This is a genomic window from Candidatus Dependentiae bacterium (assembly GCA_040878395.1).
GTDB lineage: Bacteria > Babelota > Babeliae > Babelales > Vermiphilaceae > JAKBEL01.
On the sequence record JBBDMI010000005.1, the window covers coordinates 90741 to 112472 of the forward strand.

Genomic DNA, 21732 nt, shown 5'->3' on the forward strand with positions numbered 1-21732 from the left:
ATGCCTTATGCAAAAATGGAGAAAAAAATGTTAAAAAATAAAATTGTATTCACACTACTCTTATCTCTATTCTGTTTTTATTTAAATAATATACATGCAGCAGAAACTATAATAGCAACAGTAACTGCAGCTGCTGCTAAAGTAGCAGCAACAACCAAGGTTGTTGCTGAAGAAACCGCTAAAGCTGTTGCTGTAGATATTGCCACAGATCCTATTAAAGAAAGCCTGTCTCACCCTGCAGACAATGGTACTGATAAATTCCTAAAAGGAATGGCCGTCAACAAAGCTTTCAGTTATGCCATGTCAAACCCTAATGATCTAAAAAATGTTAAAAATTTTTCAGATTTAATAAATCACCTTAAGCACTTTCCTGAAGTTAAAAATAATCTTCAGTGTCAGATGCAACAAATTTTGAACTCATTTACTCAATCTATGCATCCTAATACAACACAAGATATGATTGAAGCATGTATTATTAAAGATCTCAAATTACAAAATATCAATCCGGCTTTTATCCATAACTTACAAGACCAGCTCGCGCAAAAAGCCTTCTTTGATCAAAATGGAAAATTCATTGGCATTCCAGCCTCAACACTAGCGAAATTAAATGCTCAAATTATTGAATTACAAGAAAATCTTGCAAAAATAGTTTATGACTCAGAAGGTTTTTATAAAGGATTTAGTTCAGAATTGGACAAACAAGAATGGACAAACCTTATCGCCAAATTTGCTGAACATAATGTATTTACTGAAAAAAAAGAACTGGAAGTATTTTTAAAAGAGAAAGAAATCTCTAAAAAAAGCTATTTTTTATTCGGCCAATGCAATAAAAATCCGGTAACAATAGAAAAAATCAAATCGGTTCGATTTGAACAAGATTTTATCAAATTAAACAGAGCACTACATAACAAAGATTATAAAAATGCAAAATCAATTGTCGATACATACAAAAATGATTCATCACTGATAACATGTGAACATTATAATAAGCTCCATCAGGCATACATCAAATCAGGAGCAGACTTAATAGCCACACCACCTATCGTAAAAATGGAATTCTTAATGCCCGTAGATAAAACAACCGAAGCAGCATCTACATCAAGCACATCTCACCCATCAACAGCTCCCGGGGTAACATTCCGCATTCCTTTTGGTAATGCAAGAAGTGACTTAACTGAACGACCTGCTGCGGCAATGCCTCATGCAGTTGTCAATACCGCACCTGCAGCAGCCGGGTCAGTAAAATCAAATAACTCAGCATCAACATCCGGAGTATCTTCATCGAAAAGCTCAGTGCAAAATCAAGCTGATGCAAAAAAAGGATGTTCCCGTTATGGAAAAAATGAAGGCACAACAGGTAACGCTAACACGCAAAAAAAACTGAACGTTTCAAGTGAACTAACCAAAAAAGAACTAACGTTCGCTGAACTACAAGAACAAGTGGCTCAAGCTGCCAAAAAGTCGCCGATATACACTATTGATAAAGATGGCAATCAAATAAGAGTACAAGATAAAAAAGTGGATGGCATACGTGGCAACAACTCAACAACTGGAAAACCAACCGTGTCCGCAGATACCGATGGCGCACTATTAACAAAAGCTGAGGAGGCTGAACTTTTAAACGATTATCGCAATAAAGGTACTGTTTCTGGTGAACCCGCTCATATAAATGACTCTCGTCACAATCCATACGGCGGCACCCAAAGTGGTCAAACTGTAGGCGAGCACCGAAATACTTCAACCCCTGCCCAACAGGATGCATTAGTCGAAGTCTTCAATCAAAAAGCTCGTGCATGGTATTCAAAACTGTCTGTAGATGAAAAACTTAAACTGATTGAAGGCAAAGGAACCAGAGAATCTGCACACTATGCATTAAGTCGCATGGAAAAACATGACCCGGCCTTGGCACAACAATACAAACAACTCAAAAAAGGGCTTGTATACGAGTTTGCATCAGCTTTACACCCAGATGCATCTATTGAACAACTGGAAAAATGCATCTTAAAAATACATAGACTCGTTGCAAAAGACGACAAATTGCATTTCGAGCAAGCAGTTGCACATAATGCACAAGAACTTAAAGCTGAAAATGCTCACGATATTGAGCTACTTTTTAAAGACATAAAAGAATTTCAGTTAAAAGTTTCTCAATATATTATGAGCCCAGACGGTTACACAAAAGAAGCACTTTCACTAACTGATCGCAAAGATTTAGCACGTTTTATTACCAACTTCGCTGAAAAGCATGCTTTTGAAAATCGAGCAGAGTTAGAAATCTTTTTACGAGCATGTCATGAATACGACGTCGATGCATTTGAACCTATCGCTAAAGCTAAAGTTGGCAAAGTTACTAATCCAATCGATAAAAAACGTGAAGGTCGCCCATGGACGGCTGCCAAAGCTGGAGCATCCCATATAAGATATGGATATTTACGCGCAAAATCTTGGTTATTTGGCAGTACCGCGACAAAAGAACAGGTTCTCACACAACGTAACGCACAACAATTTGATAAAGATTATACAGCATGTGAACATGCAATGGAAAAAGGCAACTTAGCATATATAAAAAACATTGTTGATCAATACAACGCTCAAGCAGATAGTTCAGTCCAAATGCAAGAATATACAGACATGATGAACGAACTAATGCAAAAAGCTGAAGAACAAATTGCTCAACAAGCTGGTCCATCCACTGCATCAGACAGCACTCGAAAAGTAGATGAAATCATTCTTTCTGATCAAACGCCATCTGCTGCACAAACCAACGAAGTGGCGACTGATCTTGGCATAATTCCTGCTGAACAATATCAACTTTTTAAAGAAAGTTCATCAGCCTGTCTTGAGGCTAGTAAACTTTATCAAGAACTTGGGTTAATTAAAGAGGCAATATCGGTATTTGAAATTGCACAAAACGTTGAGGATTTTTTACAATCGGAAGGCATTGAATACACCAAGCAAAACATGGTCGACATTATCAATAAACTCGAGACCGTTACTACCGAAATGATTGCAGCTGCTAAAAACGAGCAAGCATTTAAAACCGGAGTTGTCAAAGGAGCAGTCGCAGGAGTTACTGACATTAAAGGAATTTTTAATAATATATGCAATTCATTTAAAGGCATGCGCGATTTAGCATATTACATGGCTCAACAAGACGCACTTAATGACGCTTTTGATACGGGAGACTTTGAGCATGTTCGCGCAGGTTTGCAAGAAAATCAAGAACGCGCAGAACGATTAACACAACAGTTTGAACAACTGTCACAAGATGTGCAAACATTTATAGATAACATGCCAAACATGACCGAACAAGATTGGGAAGCTTTTGGCCATCAAGTTGGTGAATTTGCCGGGCGTGAGACTGCTACCATATATGCGCATGGTGCATTGGCAAAAGGCCTCACAAAAGCCGGAAGAGTCCTTTCCAACGAATTAAAAAACACCGTTCAAAAAGGAACGATTTACGTTAACCTGCAAAATCCAACACCAACTGAAGTTGCTGCACGCATGGCTATAAAAACCGAACAACAAATTGCTGGGCGAGCCGGACGTGTTTTAGGTGATGCTGAAATCTCAGGCCTATATGCCGATGTTGGAAAAGCAGCAGTTGTAGTCGAAGATGCTGTCATTAAAACAGCAGAAAAAACAGGAACATTGTTCAAAACTGCTGATTCTGCATCTAAATCAACTGGAGCCACTCGAGCGCTTCAAGGTGCCGGCATTGCAGGAGAAGCAGCTCAACAAGCAGGTCCATCAACAATTGATAAAGGGAAATATCCGGCAAACGAACCGACTGCTGCTGTTGAAGATCAAAGCAAATTCAAAGGTGCAACCCAAGAACCTGCACAACGAACGGGAAAAGTTGAATATAAAGCAGCAACTCATTGCCAAGAAGCTGTTAAAAATCTAAAAACAGAAATAAGAAAACAAATCATTTGTGATAAAGAACCTTTTAAACAATCACTTTATTCAACGGAAACCTATCAGCAATCTCTTATACAACCGGTTAACCATCAATTACAAAAGTTAGGACTACAACCGCCTTCAAAGAAATTCTTTAAACATATTTATAACGAGCACATGCCTAAAGGTCCTAATGCAATACTTGGGAAAAAGTCTATTTTCCTTAGAGATACAAACCTGATAGAGATAGCAACTAAAGCATGGGAAAATGGCGTACTTGTAGAACCCGGAGTAAAAGTGTATGATTTTAACAAAATTATAGGTGTTACCAAAGATGGTATATATACAACTAAAGTTAAAGTTGTATTAGCCGATTCTCAAGATCGCTTTAGAACAATTTATCCCACCTGTTTATGATATTTAAATAAAGGAACTTCATGTCAATTGTAGTATCTATCATAGAAGAAGATGGAGAATTAGTTAAAGAAGTAGGATTGTTAGAAGATGTCGAAATTAGCAAGATTGCAAAATCAGCTAAACTTCTGGATCTAAAATGCTTGCCTTTTCTCGATCCATATTCATATACTTATTATAATGAATTACAAGCTAATCAAATATTAAAAGAAATTCCAAAATTAAAACAATATGATATTCCAAGTCATGTAATAGATATTTTGGAAAAAGGAGCATTAGAGGTATCTAAAGGCTTTTTATTACTAAAATTTGAAGGCGAATAACCTGCAATTATTTATACCTACAAAAAAAACATAATGTATTAGTTAGCGTAGTATTTGGCATCATATGGATAAACTGATAAACTTTAATGAATCACAAAAGTAATATCAGCTAAAATTTATTATTTTATCAAAAACAAGGCTCCATATGTTACAGAAAAGAAATTTCTCTCTATTATTATCAATTTGCATTGCTTTATTTTATCAATCCTATATCGCAACAAACAATAATAACTTTAGCCCTTTAATTAATGCTTGCTATAACGGAAACATAAAAATTGTACGTAGATTAATTGCGAATGGTGCAGATGTCAACGCTTCAAGCGTAAACGGATTTACCCCTCTACATTGTGCAATTATAAATGGAAGTATTGAGATGTTAAATATCTTGATTGCAGCTGGTGCCGACATAAATGCTGTAATTAAAGGAGGACTTACCCCCTTACATTGCGCTTCTTTGAACGGACAAACGGATATAACTAACATTCTAATTCAATCTGGTGCAAAAATACAAACCGAAGATAATTATGGATACACACCTTTACATTGCGCATCGATCTCAAACTATCTCGAAGTTGTCCGTATACTTGTTAATGAAGTCACCAATGTAAACATACCCGATAAATACGGTCTGTCGCCATTACATATTGCCGCTGAAAAAGGATATTCACAAATAGTCTACCTTTTACTAAAAGCTGGTGGAGATGTATCTTTGGCAACAGACGAAGGAGTTCTTCCTCTGCATTGTGCATCTTTAAGCGGCGATTTAGAAACTTTTAACATGTTAGTTGCAGCTGGTGCAAATATAAACGCTATGACAAATAACGGTACTACCGCTTTGCATTGTGCCTCGGAGTATGGTCATTTAGATCTAGCACTTGTTTGTATTAAAATGATTTCCAATTTAGATATAGCAGATATTAATGGAATTACTCCTTTAATAGATGCAAGTCGCTTTGGTCACTGTGATATAGCCCAAGCCTTAATCAATGCAGGCGCAAATATAGAAGCTACAACTAATGACGGTTACACACCTTTATATAGCGCAGCTTACAATAATCAAATCGAAACTCTTTGCTTTCTTATTAAACACAGAGCTAATGTAAACACTGCAGACAACAATGGTGCTACCGCTTTAAATATTGCTGCTTCTAGTGGCCATACTCAAATTGTGCAAATTTTAATTGAAGCAGGTGCAGATTTAAATCTTGCAAGCAATGCCGGATTCACACCATTAATAAATGCTGCTGCTGAAGGACATTTAGATCTCGTACATATTCTTATAAAAGCCGGTGCCAATGTCAACAGCACAACTACAAGTGGAAACACCGCATTGAAAAGTGCAGCTTTCTACGGGCACAGCGAAATTATTGACATCTTAATTTCAGCAGGCTCAAAAATAAATTCATAAAGAATCTAATGCACAAAATTACAAAGTTATTTTTCAGTTTTTTATAAGGCGCTCAAATGGGCGCTTTACTTTGTATTAAAAATCTCATACTTTTAGCAACATATCCTTGCAATAATGCTTCTAATCAATACAATAAAATAATGAGCAAAAATTAATTAAAACACAAAGCATTATCACATTGAAAGACAACTAAGATTCAATACAAAAAGATAAAAAATCATGAAAAAAACAACATTACTGTTATTCACATTTTTTTTAAACACACAGGTGCGTGCAAACGACTATAAGCAAGATTTTTTTGATGACTTAATAAAAGTAAAAAAAAAAGAAGAACTTACTTTACGACAAAAAAGAGAACATCACATCAAACTTTTTATACGTTATTCGGGACTGTTATCCATAATATCGATAATAAGTACATTTACCTATAACAAATATTTCAATTATGTTTGTACGACAAAACAAAAAAAATGGCTCTATCCAGATGATATTTCAAATGCCCAAGGCATTATATTTGCCAGCCTCAAACTACTATTGTTAAGTAAATACATTGCATTGCCATCTTTCATCAGTTCACTCATATATGGATTATATAATGAACATCATATCAAAACAATCAAAAGAAAATTGTGTATACTTGAAAAACAAACAAAAAAAAATATTTAATTGGAAACATATGCGCTATAAAAAATTAATGTTAATTTTGACTATTCTAACATCATCAACATATACGATGGACTTCATCAAAAAATGGGGCCTGCAAACCCCTCCCGCATCTGTTCAAACAGCACAAGAAACAATAAAGTTAGCAACACCTGAAATCAATGAAGTACTTAAAGAACATACCTTTGAATCGCCATCTCAATCATTCCTTGAACAATGCATTGATTCACTTAACATCAAAATATGCGTATTGACAACAGCTATTATCGGATTAAGCGCAACTATTTATTACCTCTATCAAAAATTAAGAAAAACTGAAAACGAACTCAACCAAACAAATGAAACTCTCAATACAACAGCACACACATTAAAAAATGAAATAGACAAAAAATATCAAGAACATAGAGCATTGCTAGAAACTCAATCCAAACTAGTTGAAGCTCAATCGAAATTAGTTAAAGTTCAAGATAAACTCGAAGACGCTGAACTTAATATGTTACAGATTAACGGTGATCTTTTCGGCATGAAAAATAAGGTAGAACAACTTGAAAGCATATTAAATGAAACTACCAATATTGCTTTTGATGTACTAGATGAATGTGTAAAATCTGATCAAGAAGTTACTGATGAATCTTTACTCAATAAATGCACATCCACATTACAAAAACTACATGATACATATCCATTGACCCACACATGGCTACATAATGCTGCACATGATGGCCAACTGAAAAAAATGCAGACATTATTGCATCTAGGCTGGAACATAGATAGTCAAGACACATCAAAACGGACCCCGCTTTTGGGCGCATTATTTAATCATAAATTTGAAATAGCAAAAGTTCTCTTAGATGCAGGCGCAGATCCTAAAATTCCTGATATAAACAATGTAACACCAATGCATGCAGTTGCAGACTCAGATAACGTTGAACTCATACCGGAACTACTCAAACATGGCGCAAATATCGATGCTCGTACGAATTCCGGCCGAACCCCATTAGCAATATCAATGTACAAAGATCAGAAAGATACAATGGAAAAATTAATACAATCAGGAGCAAGTATTATTCCAGCGCTAAAAATGCTTCTTATCAAAAAAGACCCTCGATGGAAGATATTATCAAGTAAATTAATTGAACAATCAAAAGCACAAAAAGCAAAATGCCCTATATGCCTTGAGGGTATCGCCAACGGATCTCAACTAACATTACCTCAATGTTGCTTTTCTATATATTGCACAGAATGTTTTGAACAACTAAACCAGCATCAGTATGATTGTGCTTGTTGCAAGCAGGGTTTAACTTTCACAAGAATAATCACCATACAACCAACATAACTCATCTTCAAAATGCAAATAGGGCCCACGATTGTGAGCCCTATTTGTTATCAACTGCTATTTAAACTTATTTAACGTGAGTTCGAAAATACAAATGATTTGAAATAAAGCAACATTGCGATAACCTTTTGTTTGATTTACTACAAAAAAAGAAAAGGAGATATCGCAATGTTAGTAAATATTTTCTGTGAAATTGATGATTTTTGCAAGCTTATTGAAGAAAAATCTATTGGATCAACTAAAAAAGTTGGCCGAAAGCCAAAACTAAGTGCAAGCGAAGTGTTAACAATAGCGATCTTTTTTCATTGTTCACGGTTTAAAGACTTCAAAACTTACTATGAGACGATGATTAAAGGTTTTTTACGCAACGCTTTTAATGACGTTGTAAGTTATAATCGGTTTATTGAATTGCGACAAAAATATGCTATGCATTTAATTCTCTTTTCACAAAAAAGAGCTTTAGGAAGATGTAATGGTATATCCATTATTGATAGCAGCAAACTTGAAGTTTGCCATTCCAGACGAGAGTATTCACACAAAACATTCAAGGGAATTGCAGCAAAAGGTAAAACGAGCACTGGGTGGTTCTATGGCTTCAAGCTTCATTTGGTAATTAACAGCAAAGGTGAAATCTTGTCATTTTTTATTACGCCTGGAAATGTGGCTGACAACAATAAGGACGTTTTGGACAAACTTACAGACAATAAAGTGTACGGCAAATTGGTAGGCGACAAGGGCTATATCGGCGGATTCAAAAGACTTTATAGCAAAGGAATACAATTAATACATCGAATTCGTAAAAACATGAAAAATAAATTGATGGATCTATTTGATAAACTTCTTTTAAGAAAGCGAGGGGTGATTGAATCTGTAATCGGTATTTTAAAGGCCCAATATAACTTAGAAAATGTTAACTTCAGAAGTCCAATGTCTCTTGTTGTACATGTATGTGCAACTATTTCAGCTTATTCTTTTAGAGAAAATAAACCGGCAATCTTCAAGGAAAGATTTATTGAAATAAGCGCTTAAATAATTATCGAACTCACGTTATTTACTAATCAGCTGAATTCTCTAATTGCGTACTACCACGAAGATGCCTATCTCCACCACGAAGATGCTTATCTAGCGCTTCTACTTTTTTTGGTTCAAGCGCTTTAACAAAATCATCTGGTGAATCTTTAGTTGCATCAAATTCAATACCCTGTTTTCTTAACACATGATCGACCCGGTTCATTGCAGTGCCTAAACTGTGAGATTCACGCAATGATTCTTCAAAATTATCATTACCGAGACCCAAAAACTTTTCGCTCAATCCTTTTCGATAACGTAAAAAATTTGCAACATTAGCTTGTGATGTTTTAGGAACTTTAGCCAAAAACACAGCTGGGCTTCTCCATGCTGCTTGTACACATGAAATCATTAGTAATGAAAAAGTACCTGTAAAAATTATCTGTTTATTCATAAAAAAACCTTTAAATATTTATACATTGTTTTTAATTAAACTATCTATTTAGCATTCTTCCTAAACCACTCTTTAGTTAAACTTTGCATTTCATCATTAAATTTAGTAGCCTACTCCCTCAATTCGCGATCGAACCAGTTCATTGCAGTACCTAAACGTTGAGATTCACACAATGATTCTTCAAAATTATCATTACCGAGACTCCAAAACTCTTTGCTTAATCCTCATAACGTAAAAAATATTTGTATATTCATATCAACCACCATTATTTAAATTAATTAATCTACTCAGATGCGTGCTTTTTCAACCAATCGAGTGTTAACTTTTGAACTTCGTCATTGTGCTCTAAAATTTGGTGATGTTTACCTGGGAAAAACTTAAAGGCATATTCAGAACCTTGCTCTTTAAGCTTTGTCACCAAATTTTGAGATAAGCCTATAGGCACAACATTATCATTTTCATTATGCATTACCAATGTCGGAATATCTTTTAGGACTTCTGCACCATGAACCAGCGAAATATCTTCTGCTATTTGTTGTGCATTTTCATTAAAATCAGGACGCGCTTGTTCTAAAATTGGTTTGATATATTTTGGATCATCTTTTAAAAAAGTGGGAAGATCAGAAATTCCACCTTTTATAATGGCTGCTTTTATTGGAATTTTACCCTTTAACGCTTGCAAAGTTTTATACAACATAACCGTACCACGCGAAAATGCATTTAATGAAACATTATCAAGATCAATATTTCCCATCTCTTTTGCAACATCAAATAGCTTTAATACATCGTTAACATCAGCACCACCGAATTCATCCTTATTAGTGTTACCCTCAGCACCTCGGTATTGTGAAACCAATACTGCATACCCATTTTGAGCAAGAAAAGCATAGTGTCTCATAATCCAAGGCAAATCTACTTTTGCCCATTCATGAAAAACTCCTTCACCATTGAATCCACCCCGCATGCTTAAAACTAATGGATGCTTTTCTCCATTCGCCCTTGTTTTTTTTGGCAACAAGGCAAATCCAACAACTGGCTGGCCATCAACTTCATAAGTAATTTTTTTGAATGCCACATCTTTTGTCTTTTTCAATTGTTCTAAAAAATTTTGATACGATTCAGATGTTTCTAATTTTTTTTGCAAAGGGTTTAAGTCTTCATATTTATCAGGAACATATTCCTCTAGTGTCTTAATATATTCTACTTCTTTTTTAGGAGAAATATCATAATCTTCTGCCTGTACAAGCTCATCCAAAACATAATCTTTATCATCTTTAAAATTAAAAAAATCACTAATAGATGACATTTGCTCTTGATATCTTTCTAAAAAACTGGGTTTTTCTTGACGAAGAGTAACCTGCCCACTTTTAGCCAACCTCTGATGAGCAGCTGAAGCTGCTCCTATATCTGAACTAATCATAGGTATTTGCTGGTTAAATGAACTAACCTGTTGCGAATGCGATGACAAAGGCTGCCTTTGATTTTGCATAGATAAATTAAGCCCCGAATTTGCCAAAGTTGATTTTACCCGAGATGACACTGTAGAATGTAACACAGGCATAGACGAACGCCCTGATGCACTAACTACAGGCGCAATTCTAGCTAATAATGTTCTCGCATTCACAGCAGCCTGTATAGGAGAAATTATAAAAATAGCTAAAGTGAGTAATAATTGACTCATAAAAGCCCCTTTACTGTGACTATAATATACTATAATACCCCTATAACTCATATTATTATATTATTATAATTAATAATAACAAAGAACAGGGTTTCATGTCAATTAGAATTAAAAAAGAATAAAGGAATATAATCACGTTTTTTAAGTAAAGGAAACAACTTGCTATTAAAAAAACAATTTTTTATTTATTCACTGATATTTTTCAAATGACTTAACATCTCGACTCGTCCATTTTTTTGATCCGTCATTCATCCAAACGGTATGCAATATTTGACGATTATGAGGGTTGAAGTTGAGCTTCAACCCCTTAAAATTATAATTTTTTAAGTTTTCCACTTCATTAATAAAATTTTCAATGCTAAGTTTACCTTTTATTTTCCCTAATAAATCCAAAAATACTTTTGCTGTAATGTAGCCTTCTAAGCTTACTACATCTATAGGAACTCCAGCACTTTTTGCATCCTCACGAAATTCTTTGACTATCTCCAAATTACTGGTCTCCGGATTTGGAACTACTTGTGCAATAATAAGATTCAATCCTTTTTCTTTAATAAAATTAATGAAATCTTTCTTGCCAAGAGCTGTATCACCAAATAAAATTTTATTTGTAAGAATATCTCCACTCATACTTCTTATTACATCTTTTGCAACCCTAGGAGCTCCGAAAAAACCAACAGCATCTGGTTTAAACGCCTCAATCTGCTCCGAAGCTTTTTTATATGAACTAGCATCATTACGATGATATGCAATTGCAAGATAATCTGCAATACCAGCATCAGCTAATGCTGTTTTTGCACCATCTAAAAGATCTTGGCCCCATTCATCATTCTGATAAAGAAAAGCAAAACGTTTTGCTGCTGAATTTTTTTCAATAACATACTGTGTGATTGTACGACCAGCATCAAAATAAGACACTCTAAGATGTAATAAATTTTTTAAACTAGAATCTCGAAACGAACCTGTATTAGGAAATATATCAAATATCTTTTGATTCTTTATTAAATCAATATAGCTTCCTAAAGTTGGCGCACCCATAGAACCCAAAATCACATTAGTCTTAAAATCATTCAAAAGCTTCTCAACATTTGTACGCGCACGTTCAGGCTCATAACCATCATCAAGATAAATCATCTGAATTTTAGCGCCGTCCAGACCGCCATCTTTATTGAACTTATCAATCGACAAATCCAATCCTTGTCGAAGTAATTCTGAATAACTTTTAAGCTGCTTTGATAAATCCATAGTACTTCCAATAACTAAATTGCCATCTTGTAAAGCAGAGATTGTTTTTGGCATCAATGAAGCTTCCTGTTTTTTCAGTTCTTCTTGTTTTGGCTGCTCTTGCTGCACAAGAACACACCCTTCTTTGAGTTCATTATTTTCTTTGGTAATTTTTACTAATTCATCTTGCAACTGAGTAATTTCAAGCTGCTGCTTATCAGGAATCTGCTCACCGGAAATAAGATAAAACGGACGTTCTTTTTTGAAACCATCAAAAGTGCGCACATCTTGATGATACAAAGTCAATGTCCAATCAGAAAGTTGCTCTTTTGTTTTTAGTACCACAAATGCATCATCAAAAAATTGATATAAACGTCTAAAACTTGCGGTGGGGCTGGAAACGACTGACCACTGTGTATTCTGTTTATCTTTACTAATAAAAGCCAAACCATTTGAATGTGTATATTTTGTAGAACGATCTTCTGCATAAATATATGCTGCAACTTGTGCACTTACATCAGTTTCTTGGCGCGTCTTTTGCAATAAAGATATTATCGGCTTGGAATACAGATCAAAAAAGAAAGGAAAATCGGATTCATCAAGTTCATTAACTTCCGGACCAAAAAATGAAATCCGTACAACTTTTTTTTCTTTATCTGTTTGCTCAGGTGGAATGAGATATAATGCAAGTGGCAAGGTCCCAAAAAAATTACGCAATGTGTCGGCAAAAGGAACTTTTTCAGTTGAAAATTCTCGTGCTCGTACGGTCAATTCACGCCCAAGCCCTGCTTGCATCCATTGTTGTTTATCCTCATAGTCCCCTTTAAGATAAAAAATCTTTTTTGGGTTTTTTTTCATTAACTGTAAAATCAATGTCATCGTTTCAATGATATACGGCGATTTGTTAACCACATCACCATTAAATACAAAATAGGTAACCGGCTGCACAATATTTAATTCATTATCGATGACACCTTGTTGTTGCAACTCTTGCAAGCACCGCACAAAAGAATGAAAAGCTCCATTCAATTCACCCCAAATAATAAATGAACTGTCAGGAAGTGGCGTCATTTTTTGTATTAATCTTCCACGTGAATAGGTTTTTTGGCGATACTCCTCTACCTCATCAAGTAATTTCTTAAATGTCTCAATAGGAAATACTTTATAGGTAGAAAACCCAAAAAAATCCCCCACTTTTTGTACTAATGAAGGCAGCATCTGTTTATGAAACGAACTGTATACAGGATTATGCCAATCTTCTATATCATTTGCAGGATACTCCGGCATCGCATCCGCATACTGTGAAAATTCATTCAGTGTTGTAAAAGATGCTTGTACACCAGACGTCAACATAGCCAAAAATATATACAAAATTATCATTTCCGAAACCTCTTGCTACATTACTCAATAGTGTAATTTAAACGTAAAATAAGATAATTAAGCAAGAGTTTTGTTTTTGATACAAAGAGTCAACAAAAAACAGCACTCCATCTGCCTTTCCCTGTCAAAACAACTAAAGTATTCAAATAGAAAACATCTGGGCGACTGAACACAAAAAAGTTCTCTATACCGCTGTTCTGGTTCAGATACATGTGAGACTAAAATCTTAAAAAAAAGACGTGAAATTTTTTGCGCATAGAAACTCCTGTAATTAAAAAATGTAACCATATATAACATACAGAATATCATTCAAAATATTTATGTCATTGGTTAAATACTCAATTCCATCTTGCATTCATATAAATTACGTTTACACTATTTACATATTTAAATTAGCTTCATAAAAGGAATTCCATGCAAACATGCAAAGCATATATGTTAGTCACACTCTGCGCCATAACCCCTCTATCTTATACACATGAAATCCCTAATATTAATTTCGGCAATGTAGCTGAAAAACTAGAATATGATTTAGCCACTTGGAAAACGCGTCACAATGCTGTCAGCGCTGTTGAAAAATGGAGTATAATAGGATCAACTCTATCAATTGCAGCACTATTCGGTGCCGTTGCTGTTAATCCAGAATTTCGTTATAAATACGAACATAGCATAGCAGCCCCAATCCCTGGTAGCATTAATATTTCAGGAGATCTATCATGTTTCTTTGTTACTATTTTCTTTGCAAGCTGGGCAACATCACAGTATACCAACGCACAAGTAAACGAACTTGAGCTAGCAGTTCAAGAATATATCAAACGATCTGAACGACAAAACAAATAACAAAAGCTATTATGCAATATGAGAACAAAACTATAGTTTTGTTCTCATATTAATCGACAGAGATTTGTTCCCACTCTTTTTCTCCATTATCTATCCAAAGGCTGTGCAGCAATTGGCGAGTTTGAGGGTCAAAGTTTAATAACAATCCTTGAAAATCATAATTTTTAATATTTTCAGCTGCTTGAATAAACTTTTGTTTAGTAAACGGCATATCTATTTTTTCAAGCAGATCCAAAAACAATGCCGCATTTATATAACCTTCAAGCGCAATTGAATCGATAGGGACATTTGCATCTTGCGCATATTGGCGAAAATCTCGCACAATTGTAAGATTACTCGTTTCAGGATTAGGAACCACTTGAGTAACGACTAAATGCAATCCTTTATCGGCAACAAACTTTTTAAAACTTTTTTTACCCATACTGCGATTTGCAAACAATAATGTATCAAAAAGCAGATCTGTGCCCAGCTCTTTGATGAGCATTTGCGCAACAACATCAGAACCGAAAAGTGACAATGCTTGCGGTTTGAAATCGGCAATCATTTTTACTTGTTCTTTCAGTTGAGAAATGTTTCGATGATACGGTACCATTTTGAATTCTATAGTATCGTATTTTTGCAGCACCTCTTGTGCGCCCTTCACAAGATCTTTTCCAAATTGATCATCTTGATAAAAAAATGCTACCCGTCGCAATGGTTCATCTCTTTTTAAGATATACTTTGCCAAAGCATGCCCTTCATCAACAAAAGATGCTCGCAGGAAAATAAGATTTTTTAATCCGGCATCACGAAATGATCCGGTTATAGGGAAAATCGAAAGAATCTTCTCTTGCTTAATTAAATCAATATAAGCATCCAATGTTGAGGTGCCATGAGCACTTAATAAAATATCAGTTTTATCCGTATTCAATAATGTATTAACATTTTGCAATGTTTTTTTTGGATTATATGCATCATCTAAATAAACCATTTGAATTTTCATACCATTGATGCCGCCGGTGCTATTTATTTTATTAATCGGACCTTCCATTCCTTGCTTGAGTAATTGACTAAAACCTTTGAATGTTTTGGAAAAATCTGTAATATTTCCTACCACCAACACGTTATCTTGTAATGCAATATCTTTGGTTTCAGGGGGCACTGACTGATTGTCCAATGATGACGATTTATCATCTTCCTTTGCAACCGGCTCTATATCATTTAAATCTTTTCTAATCCAATTATTATCACCCGTATTGAGCCAAATAGTTTGCATGAGTTGACGTTTCTTTGGATTAAAATTAAAGATCAGACCCTTAAAGTTATAATCTTTAAATCCTTCATAAACATTCAAAAATGCTTGCTTAGTAAATGGACCATTTATTTTTGAAATTATTTCAAGAAACACTGCGCTATTTATATATCCTTCCAACGTTGCTAAATTCAAAGGAAGTTTATTTTTTATCATCTGCTCACGATATTCTTTGACTATATCAAGATCACTGGTTTTCGGATTAGGAACCACTGAAGGATATATTGCTGTAATACCGATCTCTTTAAAATAATCATCTAAATTACTCAGCACCAGATCACCAAAAATCGTTTTTCCAAAAAGATACGGTGCGCCCAATGCTCTTGTTATCGATTTTGTGGGGAAATCATTCGTCATAAATCCTATAGCATCCGGATTGAAATTCTTTATTTCCTGCACATGCGTATTAAAATTAACGTCATGCCGTTCATGCGCCAGCGCTAAAAAGTCCGTAATTCCTGCTTGCTCCAATGCTTTTTTTGCACCGTCAAACAGTTCTTTGCCAAACAGATCATTTTGATAAACAAATGCAAAACGTTTAATGTCTTTATTTTTAATTATATAATCTGTCATTGCATAGCCCATATCAAAATTGGATGCTCGCCAATGCAGAAGGTATGGATATGCATCGGTATGGTATGAGCTAGTGTGTGGAAAAATTGAAAAAACTTTTTTATCTTTTACTAAATCAATATAACCGGTTAATGTCGGTGTTCCCATAGTGGCAATCACGATATCTGTTTTGAAATCATTTAATAATGTCATTATGTTTTCGCGTGTTTTATCACCATCATAAGCGTCATCAAGGGCAACAATCTGAAAACGCATCCCGTTAACACCTTCCTTATTGGCTTCATTAATTGGCACCATTAAACCACTTTTTAAGAACTCAGACCAATCTTTCAATGTTTTTGAAAAATCCGATGAATTTCCAATGACCAATATACCATCTTGTAATGCAATTTCTTCTGTCTTAGGCAATGGTTGTTCGCTTAGCGACGGTGATTCCACCTCTTTTTCTGCAATCGATTCTTTACCATTTAAATCTCTTCTTATCCACTCATCACCACCGGTATTTAACCACAAAGTATTCATAAGCTGACGCGTATTTGGATTGAAATTTAATGTTAATCCTTTAAAGTCATAATCTTTAATGTTATTGACCGTTTTTAAAAACTTCTCTTTACTGAATAGTCCATCCATCTGACGTAATAATTCAATAAACACTATACCGTTCATGTACCCTTCTAACGTTGCAACATTAACCGGCAAACTGTTTCTTTTCATCAAGCGTCTATATTCCCGTACAAATGCAAGGTCACTTTCATGCGGATTAGGCACAACTGAAGGCAATACAAACTTTATTCCTCTTTTTTTTCCATACTCATTCAGTAAGTTAATAAGTTCACTACCTACGAGCATCTTACCAAGAAGAAACTCCGCTCTAAGCTCTTTAATCAACAGCTCAGCCGGCAATGGATTGGTGAAAAAACCGATCCCATCAGGATCAAACTTTTTTATTTCTTGCGCTTGCAACCTAAAGTTAGCATCATGGCGCTCATGCGGTAGTGCTACATATTCAGTAATGCCGGCCTCTTTTAATGCAGATTGCGCTCCCCTGAGCATCTCCTTACCAAAAGAATCATCTTGATACAGAAAAGCAAAACGCTTTGATTCACTATTTTTAAGTGCATAGTTGGTTACTGCATAACCCATATCATAGTTCGATGCACGCAAATGCACTAAATAGGGAAGATCGGCATCACGAAATGAACTGGTATTAGGAAAAACAGAAAGCACTTTTTTATCTTTAACTAAATCCAGATAACCTTGCAATGTCGGTGTTCCCATAGCACCAAGAAGAATATCGGTTTTGAAATCGCTCAACAGTTTATTTACATTTTCACGCGCTAATTTACCATCATAACCATCATCTAAAAATACAACGCGCAAACGCATCCCATTAATGCCGCCCCCTTGGTTAACCTTTCTAATTGGTAATAGCATTGCCTGTTTTAAATTCTCAGAATAACTTTTTAACGTTCTGGAAAAATCAGACGTATTTCCTAAAAATAATATACCATCTTGCAATGCCATTTCCGGTTGTTCACCAGCCTTTACCTTTGTTTCAATCGTAGGTTGAGCCTCAAGTTGTTGAACTTCTACTATTTCATCTTCTTTTATATCAGGTTGCACATCCTGTTCCGGTTCTTTTGATGGCTCTGGGATGTTATTTTGCACCTTTTCCCATTCATCTTGGCCAAAATCAATCCATGAGTGATGAGAAAGCACCCGCGTCTTAGGATCAAAGGTCAATGATATTCCTTTAAAATCAAGATCCTTTATCTGTTCAGCTACTTTTATTATTTTTTCAGTGGTAATCGGACCTTCCACTTGCTTAATTAAATAAGCCAAAAGTGAAATATTAATGTAACCTTCAAAAGCATTCGGATCTAAAGAAACGCCTGCTTTATCGGCAGCCTCTCTGAACTCTCTTGCAATTTGTACATTACTTGTTTTAGGATTAGGCACTAAATTTGGAATGATCATTTTCAGGCCTTTACTTCTCAAGAAATTTTGTAACAAATCACCGGTCATCCAAGAAAGTCCATAAAGGATTTTTTGTGATACTTTTCTTAAATCCATTCGTTTGATAAGCTCTTCAGCAGAAATCGACGGACCAAAGAATCCAATCACATCAGGATCAAATGCTTCAATCTTATTAGCCTGTTCACCAAAATCTACATTATTACGCTCAAAAGAAACATCTAAAATATCAGTGACTCCTTTCTCTTTCAGCACCTTTCTTACTGCCTGTGCCGGCACAATACCGAAAGTGTCATTTTGATAAAATAATGCAACTTTTTTCGGACTATATCTCTCCACAATTTTTTTTGTTATCTCTGAAACATTACGATCATATGAAGATCGATAATGAATCATATACTTAAATGTAGGATTTCTAAATGTACTTGAACCGGTAAAAGGAAAAATAGCTGCAACTTCTCCTGTTTTAACCAAATCGACATATGCTTCCAGTGTTGGTGTACCAACTGAGGCAACCAAAAGATTGGTACCAACATCATTTAAAAATACCTTTACATTATTCAATGCACGTTTGGGAACATAACCATCATCTAAATATGACATACGCAATTTAACACCATTAATACCCCCTTGTGCAGCTATTTCATTAAGCTTTAAATCCATGCCTCTTCTTAACGCATCTGACATGTGCTTAAGCCCCTTACTAAAGTCCGAAGTATTAGCTAAAACCAGTACACCATTTTGTACTAACCTATCAGACGCAACCCCTACTTGTTCTTCAATTTTTTGTTCCGATGTTGTTTGATCATCAATCTTTTCTTGTTTTATCCATTGTCCTTCCCCGGTGTCTATCCAGATAGTATTAAATAGCTGACCTGTCTTTGGATTAAAGTTTAACCTTAAACCTTTAAAGTCATAATCTTTGACACTATGCACTTGATCTATAAAACGTTCTTTGGTAAACGGCATTTCCATCTTTTTAAATATATCTAAAAACACCGATGACGTTATATATCCTTCTAATGTGGAATCATTCAGAGGAAAACCTGCGCGCTTCATACGCGCTCTATACTCTTTGACAATGGGCATATCAGCTGTTTTTGGATTCGGCCATACATGTGCAGATGTTACGGTTTTGCCTTTTTTTTGTATAAATGTTTTAAATTGTTCTATACCGTGAAACTCATTGGTAAACAACATGACATTAAGCAACCATTTAATATCAAATCTATTAAGCAGCTTTTCTGAAGAAAATGGAACACTCAACAAGCCGAGCGCATCAGGATTAAACTGCCTAATATCATTCGCTTGCTTTTCAAGATTCGGTTTATGCGCATCATAAGGTACCGCTAAATACTCCTTTATTCCTGCTTTTTTTAATGCTTTCAATGCACCATTTAAATTATCTTTTCCAAATTGATCATCTTGATAGAAAAAAGCAAACTTCTTTGCTCCTTTATTTTTAATCATAAATGTGGTTACCGCATTTCCAACATCAACATACGAAGCTCGCAATCTAATAAAATAAGGCAAAACCATATTATGAAAAGCGCCGGTAAAAGGAAAAATTGAAAGAATTTTTTTCTCTTTTATCAAATCTAAATATGAAGTTAACGTTGGCGTTCCTTGCGCGCCTAATATGATATCTGTTTTATACACATCAAGGAATTGCTCTACAAGCGCTCGTGCTTTTTTAGAACTATATTGATCATCAAGTGACACCATACGAATTTTTAAACCATGAGCGCCTCCTTCATCATTAAAATCATTAATCACCAATAACATTGCGTTACGAAACGGCACACCGAGATCTTTGAGCGATTTACTTAAATCTTGCAGCGTCCCAACCACTAAAGTATTGCCCTGCAAAGCCATTTCTGTGCTTTTTGGTTCTTCTTTTTTTACTCGAACAATTTTTTCTTCTTCCAATAGCTCTTTTTTTAGCTCAACATCTGCTTGCTCAGATACCGTTTCCTGACAAAGCTTATCTAATCGTTCTTGCTCAAGTTCTGCAAGCTGAATGTTCTGTTTCAAATTGGCGATCCGTTCTTCTTGATCGGCAGTGAACTCTTCTTTTCCCGTAGCAAGATTAAATTCTCGCGCTCGTATAAATCCTTTAAGACCACCTAATTGATGGCGATACAATGCAATCTTCCAATTGAAAAAAAATTTTCCTGTTGTCAAAACAGCCACTGCATCTTCGTAAAAATTAAACATTTGCTGAAATAGTTTCAATGGGCTAGAAAAAAGCTGCCATGTGTGTATACCATCCTCTTGCGCATAGGTCAAACTCTGAATTTCATAAGGGTACTCCTTAACCGCATGACCAATAATACGAGCCTTTATCTTTACTTTTTCATCCGAAACTGGAATATCCTTAATCTTCTTGCTCTCTGTAACTTTTTGATTAAAAAAGAAATTCCATTTTTCTTCTGTTAATAATGGATGATCTTTAAAAAAAGAAATACGTACCACATCATTTTCTGTTGAAATTAAATACAAAGCAAGTGGAAAGGTATTGAAAAAGGTATCGATCTCTTTTGAAAAAGAGATCTCATTTTCATGGCCAATACGATTAATCAACTCATCTTTAAAATTACTCTTTCGCCATCTATCGACTTGTTCAAATGCTCCTTTAATGATAAACATTTGATCCGGATTCTTTTCAAGCAAGCTCAATAAAACAGACAATGTTTCTAACTGATATGGTGCATAATTTAATATATTTCCATTAAATACTACATTGAATCTAGGCTTAATAATACGCAAATTATCATTAATCACACCTTGTTCACGCATTTCTTCTAACGATCGAATCAACGAATGAAAAGCACCGTGTAAAGGGCCCCAAATATACCACTTTGTCTCTACGTCAATATAAAATTTCTGAACAAAATCACCATAAAAACCTTTAAGTTCACGATCTTTTGCCAAACGTTTTAATCTTTTTTGCAATTCAGAAAATAATTTAGATTCTTCCCGAGAGCTCAGTGATTTATATAACTTGTTATACTGCGGTTTATAAGGATCTATATATTCATTTTCCGGTGCCTCCGGCAATTGATGTGCATAAGCAATCAATTCAGACAATGTATCGAATGATCCAAATGCAAAAAACGGAATCAAACAAGATACTAAAACAATGGTATGTAACAATCGACGCATAATAGATCCACCGTGTGCATTTTAACAAACTGTAACAATACAAAGGTAATTTAAACGCAAAAGAGCAATGCTTAGCAATAGTTTTCTTTTATCTTTTT

11 protein-coding genes are annotated in these 21732 nt (G+C 34.9%); 7 read left to right on the forward strand and 4 right to left on the reverse strand.

The window, feature by feature from the left end:
- Positions 1 to 27: 27 nt before the first annotated feature.
- From WD055_01920 to WD055_01945, 6 genes are all read left to right on the forward strand, one after another.
- Positions 28 to 4320, forward strand: coding sequence for a hypothetical protein (locus WD055_01920; protein MEX0848958.1), 4293 nt, complete (start codon positions 28 to 30; stop codon positions 4318 to 4320).
- A gap of 20 nt (positions 4321 to 4340) precedes the next feature.
- Positions 4341 to 4640 carry a hypothetical protein gene (locus WD055_01925; protein ID MEX0848959.1) on the forward strand — a complete coding sequence of 100 codons (300 nt, stop codon included), beginning with the start codon at positions 4341 to 4343 and terminating at the stop codon, positions 4638 to 4640.
- Between the two features lie 145 nt (positions 4641 to 4785).
- Positions 4786 to 6048 carry an ankyrin repeat domain-containing protein gene (locus WD055_01930; GenBank protein MEX0848960.1) on the forward strand — a complete coding sequence of 421 codons (1263 nt, stop codon included), beginning with the start codon at positions 4786 to 4788 and terminating at the stop codon, positions 6046 to 6048.
- Positions 6049 to 6267: 219 nt separating this feature from the next.
- Complete coding sequence (locus tag WD055_01935) at positions 6268 to 6714, forward strand: hypothetical protein (GenBank protein MEX0848961.1); 447 nt, start codon at positions 6268 to 6270, stop codon at positions 6712 to 6714.
- A 10-nt stretch (positions 6715 to 6724) separates the two neighbouring features.
- Entirely contained in the window at positions 6725 to 8047 is a 1323-nt protein-coding gene (locus tag WD055_01940) for an ankyrin repeat domain-containing protein (GenBank protein MEX0848962.1), read from the forward strand.
- A 168-nt stretch (positions 8048 to 8215) separates the two neighbouring features.
- Positions 8216 to 9076: an IS982 family transposase gene (locus tag WD055_01945; protein MEX0848963.1), complete on the forward strand. Its 861-nt coding sequence runs from the start codon at positions 8216 to 8218 to the stop codon at positions 9074 to 9076.
- 25 nt (positions 9077 to 9101) lie between these two features.
- Here WD055_01945 and WD055_01950 read toward each other — a convergent pair whose 3' ends face one another.
- The 3 genes from WD055_01950 to WD055_01960 form a co-directional block, all read right to left on the reverse strand.
- Positions 9102 to 9509, reverse strand: coding sequence for a hypothetical protein (locus tag WD055_01950; GenBank protein ID MEX0848964.1), 408 nt, complete (start codon positions 9507 to 9509; stop codon positions 9102 to 9104).
- 283 nt (positions 9510 to 9792) lie between these two features.
- Entirely contained in the window at positions 9793 to 11190 is a 1398-nt protein-coding gene (locus tag WD055_01955) for a prolyl oligopeptidase family serine peptidase (GenBank protein ID MEX0848965.1), read from the reverse strand.
- A 189-nt stretch (positions 11191 to 11379) separates the two neighbouring features.
- Positions 11380 to 13764: an ABC transporter substrate-binding protein gene (locus tag WD055_01960; protein MEX0848966.1), complete on the reverse strand. Its 2385-nt coding sequence runs from the start codon at positions 13762 to 13764 to the stop codon at positions 11380 to 11382.
- Between the two features lie 441 nt (positions 13765 to 14205).
- On the opposite strand from WD055_01960, the gene WD055_01965 reads away from it, so the two are divergent.
- Positions 14206 to 14631, forward strand: a complete 426-nt coding sequence (locus tag WD055_01965; GenBank protein MEX0848967.1) for a hypothetical protein — start codon at positions 14206 to 14208, stop codon at positions 14629 to 14631.
- 49 nt (positions 14632 to 14680) lie between these two features.
- Here WD055_01965 and WD055_01970 read toward each other — a convergent pair whose 3' ends face one another.
- Positions 14681 to 21634, reverse strand: coding sequence for an ABC transporter substrate-binding protein (locus WD055_01970; GenBank protein ID MEX0848968.1), 6954 nt, complete (start codon positions 21632 to 21634; stop codon positions 14681 to 14683).
- Between the last annotated feature and the right edge of the window lie 98 nt (positions 21635 to 21732).